At 39.6% G+C, this 13904-nt stretch carries 10 protein-coding genes and 1 pseudogene; 1 reads left to right on the top strand and 10 read right to left on the bottom strand.

Annotated features, from left to right (window positions below; translation table 11 throughout):
• Window positions 1-756: 756 nt before the first annotated feature.
• The 3 genes and pseudogenes from ACFTRD_RS25855 to ACFTRD_RS25845 all read right to left on the bottom strand — a co-directional run bounded on the left by ACFTRD_RS25855 (window position 757) and on the right by ACFTRD_RS25845 (window position 6244).
• Window positions 757-2640 (bottom strand): PTS sucrose transporter subunit IIABC, encoded by a 1884-nt coding sequence (locus tag ACFTRD_RS25855; protein WP_379385029.1) that lies wholly within the window; start codon window positions 2638-2640, stop codon window positions 757-759.
• Between the two features lie 12 nt (window positions 2641-2652).
• A complete protein-coding gene (locus ACFTRD_RS25850; protein WP_379385027.1) occupies window positions 2653-3993 on the bottom strand; it encodes a glycoside hydrolase family 32 protein in 1341 nt (446 codons plus the stop codon).
• A gap of 61 nt (window positions 3994-4054) precedes the next feature.
• Window positions 4055-6244 (bottom strand): annotated as a pseudogene (locus tag ACFTRD_RS25845) (alpha-galactosidase).
• 165 nt (window positions 6245-6409) lie between these two features.
• Here ACFTRD_RS25845 and ACFTRD_RS25840 point away from each other — a divergent pair.
• Window positions 6410-7246: an AraC family transcriptional regulator gene (locus ACFTRD_RS25840; protein WP_379385257.1), complete on the top strand. Its 837-nt coding sequence runs from the start codon at window positions 6410-6412 to the stop codon at window positions 7244-7246.
• A 299-nt stretch (window positions 7247-7545) separates the two neighbouring features.
• Here ACFTRD_RS25840 and ACFTRD_RS25835 read toward each other — a convergent pair whose 3' ends face one another.
• From ACFTRD_RS25835 to ACFTRD_RS25805, 7 genes are all read right to left on the bottom strand, one after another.
• Window positions 7546-7836, bottom strand: a complete 291-nt coding sequence (locus ACFTRD_RS25835; protein ID WP_379385025.1) for a hypothetical protein — start codon at window positions 7834-7836, stop codon at window positions 7546-7548.
• A gap of 91 nt (window positions 7837-7927) precedes the next feature.
• Entirely contained in the window at window positions 7928-8863 is a 936-nt protein-coding gene (locus ACFTRD_RS25830) for an SMP-30/gluconolactonase/LRE family protein (RefSeq protein ID WP_379385023.1), read from the bottom strand.
• A gap of 270 nt (window positions 8864-9133) precedes the next feature.
• Window positions 9134-9772, bottom strand: coding sequence for an NAD(P)H-dependent oxidoreductase (locus tag ACFTRD_RS25825; RefSeq protein ID WP_379385021.1), 639 nt, complete (start codon window positions 9770-9772; stop codon window positions 9134-9136).
• A gap of 132 nt (window positions 9773-9904) precedes the next feature.
• On the bottom strand, window positions 9905-11047 hold the full coding sequence (locus ACFTRD_RS25820) for an MFS transporter (protein WP_379385019.1): 1143 nt from the start codon (window positions 11045-11047) through the stop codon (window positions 9905-9907).
• A gap of 62 nt (window positions 11048-11109) precedes the next feature.
• Window positions 11110-11700: a TetR/AcrR family transcriptional regulator gene (locus ACFTRD_RS25815; RefSeq protein ID WP_379385017.1), complete on the bottom strand. Its 591-nt coding sequence runs from the start codon at window positions 11698-11700 to the stop codon at window positions 11110-11112.
• A 323-nt stretch (window positions 11701-12023) separates the two neighbouring features.
• Window positions 12024-13109 carry an alkene reductase gene (locus ACFTRD_RS25810; protein ID WP_379385015.1) on the bottom strand — a complete coding sequence of 362 codons (1086 nt, stop codon included), beginning with the start codon at window positions 13107-13109 and terminating at the stop codon, window positions 12024-12026.
• Window positions 13110-13144: 35 nt separating this feature from the next.
• Window positions 13145-13846 (bottom strand): SDR family oxidoreductase, encoded by a 702-nt coding sequence (locus tag ACFTRD_RS25805; protein WP_379385013.1) that lies wholly within the window; start codon window positions 13844-13846, stop codon window positions 13145-13147.
• Between the last annotated feature and the right edge of the window lie 58 nt (window positions 13847-13904).

Genomic DNA, 13904 nt, shown 5'->3' with positions numbered 1-13904 from the left:
TTCTTTTTTTACAAAATTGAAATACTTAGTTATGATATTTAAAAATAGACATAAGAACTGATAATTCATTACGTTACAACTAATCACCCATTAGTTTAAATGATTTGTGATAAGCTTCACTCTCTGTGACCATGAATATTTAGAGGAATTTTACTTTCTCATCAATCATCAATCTAGCACTTACTTTTTCTCTTTGAAGCGATGCTTCATTGAGAATATTGTCACCAATATATAGTTACTAGAGACTGCACATAAAATAGGGATCAAATAACCTTGCATGTTTAATCACTCAGTCTTCGGAAATGTGTCGGAGACTGGTTATTTATTTCGCTTGAATCCAAATTGATTATAGTAGGCGATGTAGTCTCGAACGACTAAAGGGCGGTTTACACATAAGATCTTTAAGGCAGAATGTTTCAGACTTAGTCACGGAATGAAACTACTCAATGGGGGCATTATCAACGGGTGTTTCTTTACGAGGTATGCTCTAAAGCTCCTCCAAATATGTACTGAGCCAATTCCCATCTATCCTCATGCCATAAAGAGATGACAACTTTGCCGACATACTTTTGAGAGACTAAGCAAAAACCGATGTGCTTATTATAAACACATCGGCCAGCTATTCAGTAAACGTTGATTTTTAAAATTAGAATAAGGACATAACTAATCCAATGTCAGTCTTAGGTCATCGTTGCATCAAGATGAAAAAAAGGTTAAACAGAATATTCTGGTAACACAAGTATCAAAAAATGCTTATTAATTGGACTGTACGGAAATACGCAAGATCGGTCCATCGATACGACTTTCATTAGAGACTAGAGATTCAACTTTTTGAATGTTCTCTTGACCATCTGGAATAATGATCGGACTGATCACCGGGTAACCCGCGTCTTGAATGGCAGGAATATCAAATTCCAGTATTAACTGTCCCACCTGAACCATATCACCTGATTGTACATAACTCTGGAATCCATTCCCCTTTAGGGAAACCGTATCTATACCTACATGAATGAGTAACTGGACACCTGAAGCATGCTCTACAATAACAGCGTGCTTGCTCTTTTCCATGATGTGCATGACCTTACCTGTAAATGGTGCAGTCACTTTTCCTTCAGATGGCATGATTGCAATGCCATCACCCATGGCTTTACTTGAGAATGCTTCATCCGGTACAGACTCGAGAGATACAGCATGTCCTTTTATTGGGGAAGCGATCTCAATTACTTCGATATTCGACTTCTTTTTACCTTTGGCTACGGGATCTGTGTCATCGCCTGAGTTTCGATAGCCTATCGTGTAAGTCAGACTAAATGAAACCGCAAAAGCAACGGCATTGACCAGGATATACAGAGGTAATTGATTATTCAAATAGAGCAATATCCCCGGAATACCTGTTAGCGACATGCCTGTAGCTTTTAATTGTAAAATAGAAGCTAGAAATCCACCGACTCCTCCACCAATCATCGACATAATGAAAGGCTTCACTAGAGGTAACGTTACACCAAATACTGCAGGTTCCGTTATCCCCAGAGCTGCTGAAAAACTAGAAGGATATGCAATTTGTTTTAACTTTTGTGATCTTGTTTTGATCGCTACTGCCAATACAGCTCCTGCTGCCGCAACATTCCCTGGTGAAATCGGATTCAACATATTCCAACCTGTTTGCGTGAGCATGTTAATTTCCAGAAAACTTATAATATGATGAATCCCAAAAATACCTAACAATTGACTGAAGCTGCCATAGAGAAGGCCTCCCAGTCCAAACGGTAATCTGAGTAAGAATTCAACTCCGTGCAAAACAAATATTTCAATCTCATGGAAAATCGGACCAATCATAAATAGTGCGAGTACAATAGAAATAAGCAGTGTTAGGAACGGTGTTAAGATAAGGTCAAGTGAATTCGGAATTTTCGTTCGTAGAAACTTTTCTATTTTAGAACCCACGATACCTATAATAAATGCTGGCAATACGGAGCCCTGATATCCCAACACTTTAATAAAATCGAAAAATACCAAGGGTTCTGCCAGGTTCTGTCCTACAGCGTAAGCATTAGGCAAGGCCGGATTAACAAGCATCAACCCGAGCACGATCCCCAGAACCGGACTGCCACCAAACACCCTAAATGTGGACCAACAGATTAAGGCTGGCAGAAAGGCAAATGCAGTATCTGTGAGAATCTGTGTGAAAAGTAACAATTCCTCTGGAACATTCTCAGGTGTTAAACCAATTAAACCTAATACGGCGGCCTGAGTCAGCAAACTTCTTAATCCCATAAATAATCCTGTCGCTACAAGCACGGGTATAATTGGAACAAAAATATCCCCGAATATCCGCACTGCACGCTGAAAGCGATTCCCTTCTTTTTTTACGGGAGCCTCTGTTGGTACTGTACCATCCATTAACTTCATCATTTCTGCATAAATTTTATTAACTAAGCCAGTTCCAAGAATGATTTGATACTGACCCGAATTAAAAAAACTTCCCTTTACGCCTTGAAGATTTCCCATTTCTTCATCATTAATTTTATCCTTGTCCGCGATCATGATTCGCAACCGTGTAGCACAATGTTCAACCGAATGAATATTATCTTTGCCTCCTACTAATTCCAAAATCCTTTTGGCTAATTCATGATCTTTCATATGAGTTTCTCCTTAGAATGAGTAATATTTAAGTTTACCATTATGATGCAACCCTTGATATTCAACACGTAACTGATGTTCCTCGGTAAAATACCTCGATGAGAAAACGCATTCACCATTATTTACGAAAACCTCAATGGTCGAGTTATCGCTATAAAGGCTCATTTGTGATAAGTTCTGAATCTCGTTTACTTTCGTTTCTCTTGTGTAGCTGACCCAGTTTTCTCTCGTAATTGAAAACTCATTATTCTCTCCAATATAACGAATCTCAATTGCGCCATTTCTTAGAGAAAGATAAAAATCACTTGTACTGTCCTCTCTTCGCAATTCCAGTTCAAACTGTCCGCTATCCAATTCAAAATCTCCTAGACGAGAAGTAAATGTAATTTCCGTTTTTCTTAGTTGTTTGACTTCTTCGATAGGAAGCTGGATGAGTCTGTCATTCTCCCAAGTTATAACCCTAGGTAACGTCAAACAATGTATATATCCGTATTGTTTAGTAGGGCATCGTTGTTCTTCTTCCTCAGACATTCGAGACATCCACCCCACCATGATCCGTCTGCCTTTATCATCAGTGAATGTTTGGGGCGCATAGAAATCAAAGCCATAGTCAATCAATGCTAACGACCCATTCGGCTTAAACTGCTTGGTTTGCTCATTAAATTTCCCAGATAGGAAGGCTGCATAACTTGTTATGCCTGTTGCGACTTCTTCTTCTGGAATTACCTGTGGACAACAGACCAATATATCAATACTATCGTTCAAGGAGAATAAATCCGGGCATTCACACATGTTGTCTAACTGTTGATCATATAAAATATTTTCATACGTCCAATCTGACAAGTCACCTGAAGAAAAGAGAGCGACTGCGCCTTTTCGCTCTTTCGTTTGAGCACCAACGATCATCCACCATCTGTCACTTCCTCTCCATACCTTAGGATCACGAAAGTGTTCTGTGAACGCTGTCGGCGTTTCGATTACCGTCTCTTCTTTCACAAAAGTCTGACCATTCACAGATTTACTCACACACTGATAGCTCTTTCTGACTCCGTTATTCTTCACGTTACCTGTGTAGAACAGGTACATTTCATCTTCATGTTCTATACCACTGCCTGAATACACTCCATTACGATCCCATTGTCGATCCGGAAGAATAGCCGTATTTTGATTCGTCCAATCGATCATGTTCGTTGATGTGAACAATCCCCACTCTTTGTAACTATGGTTCGTATCAAATCGATTCCATTGATGAAAAAAATAATACGTACCTTTGAACCAGATCAGACCATTTGGATCATTCAACAAACCTCTTTCCGGCTCAATATGATAAGTCAATTTATAAGGATTTCTCAAAACAACATCCCACTTTCCAAATTTAAAATATTGGTTTACACGGTTATTTCAAATCATTGGATCATTCTTGCTTTTTGAATCTCCAGAAACGACTAGTGAAGTCTTGTTTCTTTCTCGGAAATGTGAGGCCTACGTTCATCAACTCATCTCCCCCGAATAGCTCTCCAGTTTCGATATTTTCGTAGATAAATTCCGGGTTAAGCCCTTTGCATTTAACGGTCTGGACAGGAGCCGCTGGCTGAGATAATACTGTAAAATAACTCAGCGCAACCTCGGTTTGATCTTTTGAAACAAAGCTCCATGCAGCTTCATTCCCATCAAAAGGACTGACGATTCTGTGGAATCTGCCGAATTGAATGAGTGGTCGAATTTCTTTATACAGGGCAATTTGCTGCTTAACTGATTCTTTTTCGTGCTCTGTTAATTTCGTCAAGTCCAGCTCATATCCAAAGTTTCCAGCCATGGCAACATATCCTCAGGTATCGAGAGGTGTTATTCTACCTACTTGATGATTAGGTACAGATGAAACATGTGCCCCCATAGTTATTGGCGGATATACTAGACTTGTCCCATACTGGATTTTCAATCGACTAATCGCATCTGTATTGTCACTTGTCCACGTCTGGGGCATATAATACAGCATCCCTGCATCGAAACGTCCACCACCACTTGAGCAACTTTCAAACAATACGTTTGGAAATGCTGTAGTGATTTCTTCCATGATTTTGTACAATCCCAACATATAGCGGTGAGCCGTTTCCCGTTGTCGCTCAGGCTCTAACGCAGATGATCCGATATCTGTCATGTGACGATTCATATCCCATTTGACATAGGTTATCGGAGCACTTGATAGAATATCTGTGAGGGCGTGAATTAAATAATCGCAGACTTCCTGGCTTGATAAATCCAATACGAGCTGATTCCGGCCTAATGTATGTGGGCGATCTGGTACATGCAAGCACCAATCAGGATGACTTCTATATAAATCGCTATTCATTGAAACCATCTCCGGTTCAAACCATATTCCGAACGCCATACCCAGGTTACAGACTCGGCTGGCGAGATCTAATAGACCCTGCGGCAGCTTTTGTGAGTTGACTACCCAATCACCTAAAGAACTTTTACTGTCGTTACGTTCTCCGAACCAGCCATCGTCCAGGACAAACAGCTCTATTCCTACCTCTTTTGCCTCAGTTGCAATTTTCTCAATCTGGTCTGCGGTAAAATCAAAATACGTCGCTTCCCAATTATTGATGAGTATTGGTCGTAATGTGTCACGATACGTGCCCCGACATAATCTCTGACTATACAATTCATGATAGATTCTGGACATATCACCCAATCCACTCGCTGTATAAACCATGACAACTTCCGGAGTTTGGAAGGTCTCTCCTGGCTCCATTAACCATGAGAAATCGAAGGGATTTATCCCTATGGAAACTCTGGTAGTCCGGTACGGGTCAACCTGAACCTGCGCTGTAAAATTCCCGCTGTACACGAGGTTGAATGCATAGACCTCTCCATGATCTTCGTTAGTCTCCTTTTTTACCAATGCCATAAATGGCGCTTGTTGAGGGCTACTGGCGCCACGACAGCTGTCGACCATTTGAATTCCAGATACAATTTTGCGTCTTTCTATATTTTTTTCATTTTGAGCAGCACCATACAGTGTCATAAGTTCGTATTCATCATCCCGAAAATCCACACTTGCGCTTAAGGCCCGGAGCAGTTTCATATTCTGTGTCCCTTGATTTTCAAACTGCACAGACCTGGTGATTACATCCCTATCCTCGTATAGACTATATGTTAATGTGACTATTAGCCCCAGTAACTTGTCTTCCATAACCACTTCCAACGTTTCAGCCTCGTTGTCCGTCTCTACATAAGTAGATGGTAGCCCTTCCAATTTTGGTTTCCCTCTATACGTTCGATGTTCTTTGTAGCGTAGGTCTGTGACAGTCGATCCATTTTCTTGTTGTATTTGATAAGAGGGAACCCGAAAGTCACCATTGCCATAGGCAGGATACTCTTGGGGGAGCGTATCCAATGAAAATGTCCGATCAGAACTATCCGGATTAGGTGAAAATACTCGATCAATATAGATAATCTGATTACTGCCTCGATAGGTTTGGATGCCTTTCCCCCAATATAAATGGGTTAAATATCTCCCTTTGGTAACCTGCATAACATAGCTGGTCTTCTTGCTTTTCAAATGAAATATGAGATGTTCATCATCGATGTAAATAGACATAATTTCCTCCCATATATTTAACTGATCTTAATAAACGATTGAGAAATACATATTGCTTATACATGTATACTAATCGTTTTAAATGTTCACTAATATGGAAGCATGTAGACTCATTATGGTACGATGTGATAACATGTAACCATTTTCAATATTCGAGGTGATATGATGCTGTTGAATTTTTCAAATCAATATCTCAACAATCTAGATCTTAATTTATATACATGTGGAAGAGAGGAATGTGTCAGTAGTTACTCCTATGGTCCAGCAATTCGAAGCGGATATATTGTTCACTACATCCTTAAAGGAAAAGGAATATATAAAGTTGGGGATCGGACCTTCCATTTGGAGAAAAATGACGGGTTCTTAATTACACCCAACCATTTGGTTTATTATGAGGCAGATGCTGCAGACCCATGGGAATATGCTTGGATTGGCTTCAGTGGAGTGAAAGCAAAAGAATATTTAAACCGGTCTAGTCTATCCATGGACCATCCGATTTTTACGTTTAATGAAGATCATGAGCTTATTCATTGTATAGACGGTATCATAGCGGCATCCAAACAGATTGCTAATAAAGATCTGTTATTAACATCCAAACTGTACGAATTTCTATTTTTACTCTGTGAAAGTTATCCCAATCGCGAAGTTACCAGTGATGTCAAACAACAAAAATATATCGAAGATGCATTGCTATTCATTGAACAAAATTATGCGCACCATATTACAATCCATGATATTGCTAAGTACATTTCTATTGACCGATCCTATCTTCACCGATTGTTTAAGCAGAGTCTTCATAAATCACCACAAGAGTTCTTGTTAAATCTGAGAATGGATAAAGCATGTTTTTTGTTGACTAATTCCACTTTCAAAATCGGTGACATCTCTCGATCCGTTGGATATAAGGATGTTCTTTTATTTTCGAAAACGTTCAAGCGGATTAAAAAATGTACTCCTTCAGAATATCGAAAAAATCAAGAAGGCTTGCACCACAAGGATTAGAAAGTTACCCTATCCTCGCTGACTCAAACAATAAAAAAACAGGCAGCCCTAGTTATAGGAACGGCCTGTTTTCAACTTAAACCTCTCTCTTTTGAAAGCAAAGCAACAATTTATTTTATCGACTTTTGAGCTTTCACTTCATCCATCGTAGGATAATCTGTATAACCCTTACTTCCGCCACTATATACAGTATTACGATCAACTTCATTTAAAGGGAACCCTACTTTCAGACGTTCCACAAAATCTAGCCAAAGACCATGCACCAACGGGTACCAGATCAGCTGTACCACTATCAATATCTACACTAATATCATCAATCGCACGCCCTGCTTACCTTGTTTAAGAATCATTTGACCCCAAGTATGCGTGATATAATCCGGGGCGAACTTCATTGAAAAGCGCATAACTTTAGTAAAACCTGCGTTCACGCGTAGTTTATTTCTCAACATACCCTTAATACCAAGGAGCAGCTCTAAACCGGCAACTGCTCCTTGCTGACTTTCAACTAACTTTTCTTGATATAGTGTGAAATGCAAGCCCACTTGGATTAAGTCGTCTCCAGAATGTTGCAAAGCTTCATTCTCTGCCAATATCGTACTTCAGGCTAGGAACCGGAGTGACTTTTCGCTTATCATAAGGTCTGTTTTACCTCTCATCAGTGACTAGGTCTTGTTGCGGCCCTCATTGTTCATACGGAACAGTGCTAAGGGAAAAGTCCGCGATCGCTGGGTCTTTTACCGTAAAGCGTGCATTTGGAAGGTAGAGTTTTTCCCCATGACGTGCGACTGCGGTGGGAGTGTCAAAGCTAGGGCTTTTCAACTCATTCTGTAGGCTTCCGGATGTTCCGGAGTCATCAATTTTAAGAACCGCAATTGTATTTGGCATGTTACGCACGATGTATAGCAAATTGCCTTCACGCATCATGCCGTCACCCCAAGTCAGATCTGCGTTGCCGATATTCACTGGAGTAGCTGCGCCATTTAAGGGATCCACATGGAATAGTATACCTGTATTCGTTTGTATAATTAATAGTGCACTTCCATCCGGAGTCTGGCTAATACCGTTTGCATTATAGCCCTCCCCATATTTGATACCAGTGAGAGGGATCGTCTCAATCTCATCTTGGTCCGGCAAAGCCCCACCATTGCCTAATGGCAATTTGTACATTACGGACTCATAAGAATCCGACACGTATATTGCATTTCCGAGCTGGGTGAAATCATTAACAAAGGTCTGTTTCGAATTCGATACCTTATAGTTGGCGAGAACGTCTCCACTAGTCGCATCAATAACCTGTACAGTACCGGTCGAACCGCCCGCTACGAAAAGGCGTCCATACTCATCGTGAAAGATGCCGACCGCAGTGTTGTTGTTCCCGGAATTCAGTATTGCAGAGCTGCCGTCCTGTAAGTCAACTTGATAAATAGTGCCCTGGGATAGAGATGTAACGAATGCCGTGGAGTCTTTAATAGCGATTCCTTCAGGAACAGAGCCTTTCGGCATTGAGATAACCGAAGGGGCAGTCTGGTTATCTACTTCGATGTTAGAGCAGCCATACAGAAAGATAGTGCTCGCAAACACTCCAATACTAATCATAAAAAATCTTAATTTATTCATCTCAGCTCTCCTAAATATATTTAGATTCGCGTGAAGAACACCTTGCGGTATTCCATAGCGTCGATTTGTCTAATCAACTTCCAAATTAGATTTTATAAAATAGAATACTAAACTTATTAATTCCTTTCGATTACTTTCACGGACGCTCGGACGCTGAGCAGAAAAAGAAATCCCAACACGAATTGGTAGCGTAACGTCGAGCTTCCTGATAATAAAATTCATAAATCCATAATTATTTTTCACCGCGTTCACAAACTAATTGAGCATATATTAGGCACTTTCTTTGGCTAACTTATGAACTGTTTCAACAACCTTTCCTAAACCAGTAGATATAATTTCATCAGAACGAGCAGAGTCAGCATTGTGACCTTCAATAATGATTTCATCGAATTTTTGCATACCAAATATTTGACCTACAACTTTGTTAATGAAATTAACACACATTTCTCCTGCGTTTGCTTCTGGAGAAGAGTAGTAACCTCCTCGTGCATTTAGTACAATGTATTTTTTGTGAGTTAACAAACTTTCAAGCTGGCCGTTTTCGTTGTATCTGAATGAATAACCAGGAGCATACGTATAATCAATAAAAGATAGCATGGCCGCTGGAATAGTTTGGTTCCACAGAGGGAATGCATAAACAACCACATCAGCACCATCCAATGCATCTCGACATTTACGTACAGCCTCTAATGAAGCAGATTCTATTAGCTTCATTGCTTCCCCGGTTTGCGCTTTTCCATAGGCATTATATAGATCTTGCCCAAAATAAGGCATATTGGCTTCAAAAACATCAAAAACTTTAACGTTTAAGCCTTCAAACTTTGAAGATTCAGATACAAAAGTTTCAAACATTTTGGTGGAGATTCCATCGGGTCGGTTGTTACCCTTTACTACTAATACATTAGTCATATCGAATTACCTCACTCTTCATTTTTTTTTATATTAATATTCTTTATATTAATATTGATAATTTTGAGACAACTTCTAAAATCAAAGCATTGCCCACAAGACATTGTTATTACTGCATTGCTACATATTTTTTTATTTCTGGCTACTGGTCACATTTTGCTTCACAAATTTCACGAAAATCAATAAGGAAATCAGTGCGGATATAACACAAACAGTAAATAGCATTTTGTAGCCCATATATTGAGAAACAACTCCCAATAAGATTGCCCCCACGCCAATTCCTAAATCCAAAGCAGTTAAATAAGAAGCATTTGCTACTCCTTTTTTATGACTAGGAACCAGGCGCAGAATGACAGCTTGAAGCGTAGGTTGTGCTGCACCGAATCCAATGCCATACAATATGGCAGCCCATATGATTCCAGAAAGTCCATCTGAAAAACTTAGGACAAGAAGTGCTATAGCAGCAATGATTAAAGATGGAAAAATAATCGTCCTCTCGCTGTAGCGATCCGCTAGTTTTCCTGCTATAGGGCGGGAAGCTGTAAGCGTAATAGCATAGACTAAAAAGAAAGTGCTAGAGCTAACATGTATAGACTCAGCAAAAAGAGGCATAAATGTTGTAATTCCACCATAAGTGAAAGAGAGGAAAAATATAGCCAAACTTGCCGGCAACACACTCTTGTCGAAAAACTCAATTCGCCTTGAATGTTCACTTTTGGCAAAAGGAATCTTAGTTATCATAGCTATAAGGAACGATACAAGAGTTAATCCAAGAATAAAAATAAACAAATTCGAGAATGAGGATCTTTGGATAATCCACAAACCTATGATAGGGCCAAGGGCCATGGATATACTCGTAGCCATGCCATACCATCCCATTCCTTCTCCTCTGCGATCAGCTGGTATCACATCGGTGATTGATGTTCCAATAGCCGTGGAAGATAATGCCCAGCCAAAACCATGAATAATTCGTAGAAGAATCAACATACCAATTCCAGCCGTCCAATTATAAAAGTAAATAGATACTCCAAAAACAATGAGACCTACAATAATAAAGACACGTCTTCCAAACTTGTCCAATAATCCACCTACGATTGGACGAGCTATTACTGCTGCTAGCGTGAATACTCCTACAATTAACCCGACTTGAGATTCGCTTATGCCTAACTGTTTAATGTATAAGGGCAGTGTAGGCATAAGCAAATAAAAACCGAAGAATAAGAAAAATAACGTTAATGTCATACCAATAAATGATTTTGTCCATAGTCGATTCATACATCTCACCTCTAAATTTTTATTTGTTAGTTAGTAGTAACTAACATTCAGCAGAAAAAAAATCAGGGTTTTAACCCCTTAGCAATAATAGATACCGCTTCGTTCAAATAATCACTATTGGTTAATCTAATAGCATCAGTTCCTTCCGTAAGAGTATTAGCAACAAATTTACCATAATTGAACTGCATTAGAGTTAGGGCTTGAGCTACGGGATCGCCAGTAATCACTTTCCCCTTTTGTTGCATTGTTTTCATGTACTCAATCACTACACTAATAAATTTGGTAACGTTATTATGAATACTCAGGTGAATTTCAGGCATGGTATTTCTCTCCATGATTGAAATTAGATATACCTCTTGATTTTTGTTAACCATATCTTGATAAAATTTGCTTAACATTTTGAGATCGGCTTCTAAATCAAAAGTGATTCTTTCCTGCACGATATTATCTATAGGAGCAGAGTACAAATAGTTCTCAATGATTTTGTCCAAAATGGCTTTTTTACATCCAAATGTTCGAAACACGGTCATTTCGCTAATACCTGCTGCCGTGGCAATCTCTTTTATTGTTACAGCTTTATATCCTTTTTCAGACATTAATTTTACAGTTACTGATAATATTTTGTCTGAGCTACTTTCATTAGCGGAACTCATTATAGGAACCACCTCTCTATGTTTGTTAGTGATAACTAACATTTATCTAATAATACTTATTCATTTTTAAATTGTCAATGGGCTCCTACAGTTTAATTTTTATATAAATGAATTTTAATAACTAAGTGCGCTGTTTAGACTAAAGAGCTTTACAGAGTATTGCTATAGCTTGGACTTCGTGGGGATGGAGTTATGAGTTCTCATTAGTATACCCTCTTACGGAGTATTCAAAAGTTAAAATCTTGCAAAAAACAGGCAGTCCTAGTTATAGGAACGGCCTGTTTTCAACTTAAACCTCTCTCTTTTGAAAGCAAAGCAACAATTTATTTTATCGACTTTTGAGCTTTCACTTCATCCATCGTAGGATAATCTGTATAACCCTTACTTCCGCCACTATATACAGTATTACGATCAACTTCATTTAAAGGGAACCCTACTTTCAGACGATCTACAAAATCTGGATTAGCCAACGACCATGCACCAACGGGTACCAGATCAGCTGTGCCACTATCAATATCTACACTAATATCATCAATCGCACGCCCTGCTCTGTTGACCAATAATGCGTTTGTCCAGCTTGTGCGAATGTCTTGGAGAAGCTTCTCATTTCCAAGATGCATGATGTGAAGGTAAGCTAAATCCAATTGAGCTAATTCCTTTACGAGGTGGAGATAAAGTTCAGAACCTTGTTCCCCATCTTGTATTCCTCCAAGAGGTGTTCCTGGCGAAATACGGAAGCCGGTTCTTTCTGCTCCAATTTCTTCGATAATGGCTTTCGCTACTTCAATCGCGAAGCGACTACGATTTTCAATAGAGCCTCCATATTCGTCTGTCCGTGTATTTGAATTCTCTCCAAGAAACTGATTGATCAGATAACCATTCGCTCCATGAATTTCGACACCATCTGCTCCTGCTTTTATAGCCGCTGCTGCTGCTTTTCGGAAATCAGCAATGGTTGTTTGAATTTCTTCTTTAGTTAACTCCCGCGGAACCGGGATATCCTGCATTCCTTTAGCGGTGAACAGCTCCACACCTGGCGCGATTGCAGATGGAGCAACAGCTTGACGATGATGGGGTGTGTTATCTGGATGCGACATGCGGCCCACATGCATTAATTGGATAAATATATAACCATCCGCTTTATGCACTGCATTCGTAATCTTATTCCAACCTTCTATATGCTTTTCAGTATAGATACCAGGTGAATTCAAGAAACCTTGCCCATCATCAGACGGTTGTGTGCCTTCACTAATGATTAACCCCATCGATGCTCTTTGAGCATAATAAAGGGAACTTAGTTCACCCGGTGTCCCGTCCTCTTCTGCTCTGCTACGTGTCATTGGTGCCATAGCTAAACGATGAGGCAATTCCATTTTTCCGATTTTTGTTTTAGTCCACAATTTACTCATTTCGAACAACTCCTCTGTAGTTTAAATCAGTTTTTTTATTTATAAAGTTGTGGGTATAGTGCAGCTACACCACCGGCAAGTCCACCTTGTACTTGACGACTAACTTCATCTGCGATAATTTCAAAGCTGTCAGATTCTATGCCGTCAATAGCTGTTTTCGCGATATCTGCAGGATTGGATTTAGGCATGTCTATGTTGGAAGTCATGTCTGTCTCCATAAAGCCAACATGTAGACCGGCTACTCTTACATTGCGTGGATATAAATTTAATCGTAAATCATTCGTTAATGCCCACTCTGCAGCCTTTGCAGCCGTATACGCGCCTAAAGTTCCGGAACTAAACCATGATAATCCGGATAGAACATTCAAAATTGATCCTCCCCCGTTTTTCTCTATGATCGGTGCAAATGCCCGAACCATTGATAATGTACCGAAAAAGTGTGTATTAAATTCCAAATCTATTTTTTCAGGAACACCGTCTAGTAAAGACGCCCCTGTTGATGAACCTGCATTGTTAATTAGCACAGTAACATCCTGAGCGATCATAGCAGCAGCTGCAACTTCTTGAGGGTTGGTAATATCCAACTTAACGGGTGTAACACCTGGAATATCGATAGTCTCCGGGTTTCTTGCACCTGCATACACTTTCGCCCCTCTTGATAGAAGTTCAAGGGCAAGATGGCGGCCAAATCCCCGGTTTGCTCCAGTAACAAATGCGACTTGTTCTGAGATTATCATTTTTATTGTCTCCTTTGTTCTGTTTATAAGTGAAATCCCTAATTATTAATGCCCCTTA

The sequence above is a fragment of the Paenibacillus sp. NPDC056933 genome, assembly GCF_042674385.1.
In the GTDB taxonomy this organism is placed as follows: Bacteria; Bacillota; Bacilli; order Paenibacillales; family Paenibacillaceae; genus Paenibacillus.
Note: the sequence above shows the minus strand (reverse complement) of the source record. Positions and strands in the feature narration are given on the sequence as shown.

Bases quoted from the DNA above. Each gene is read 5' to 3' on its own strand.
- ACFTRD_RS25855 (WP_379385029.1), bottom strand. From the start codon at position 2,640: ATGAAAGATCATGAATTAGCCAAAAGGATTTTGGAATTAGTAGGAGGC.
- ACFTRD_RS25840 (WP_379385257.1), top strand. From the start codon at position 6,410: ATGCTGTTGAATTTTTCAAATCAATATCTCAACAATCTAGATCTTAAT.
- ACFTRD_RS25830 (WP_379385023.1), bottom strand. From the start codon at position 8,863: ATGAATAAATTAAGATTTTTTATGATTAGTATTGGAGTGTTTGCGAGC.
- ACFTRD_RS25825 (WP_379385021.1), bottom strand. From the start codon at position 9,772: ATGACTAATGTATTAGTAGTAAAGGGTAACAACCGACCCGATGGAATC.
- ACFTRD_RS25820 (WP_379385019.1), bottom strand. From the start codon at position 11,047: ATGAATCGACTATGGACAAAATCATTTATTGGTATGACATTAACGTTA.
- ACFTRD_RS25815 (WP_379385017.1), bottom strand. From the start codon at position 11,700: ATGAGTTCCGCTAATGAAAGTAGCTCAGACAAAATATTATCAGTAACT.
- ACFTRD_RS25810 (WP_379385015.1), bottom strand. From the start codon at position 13,109: ATGAGTAAATTGTGGACTAAAACAAAAATCGGAAAAATGGAATTGCCT.
- ACFTRD_RS25805 (WP_379385013.1), bottom strand. From the start codon at position 13,846: ATGATAATCTCAGAACAAGTCGCATTTGTTACTGGAGCAAACCGGGGA.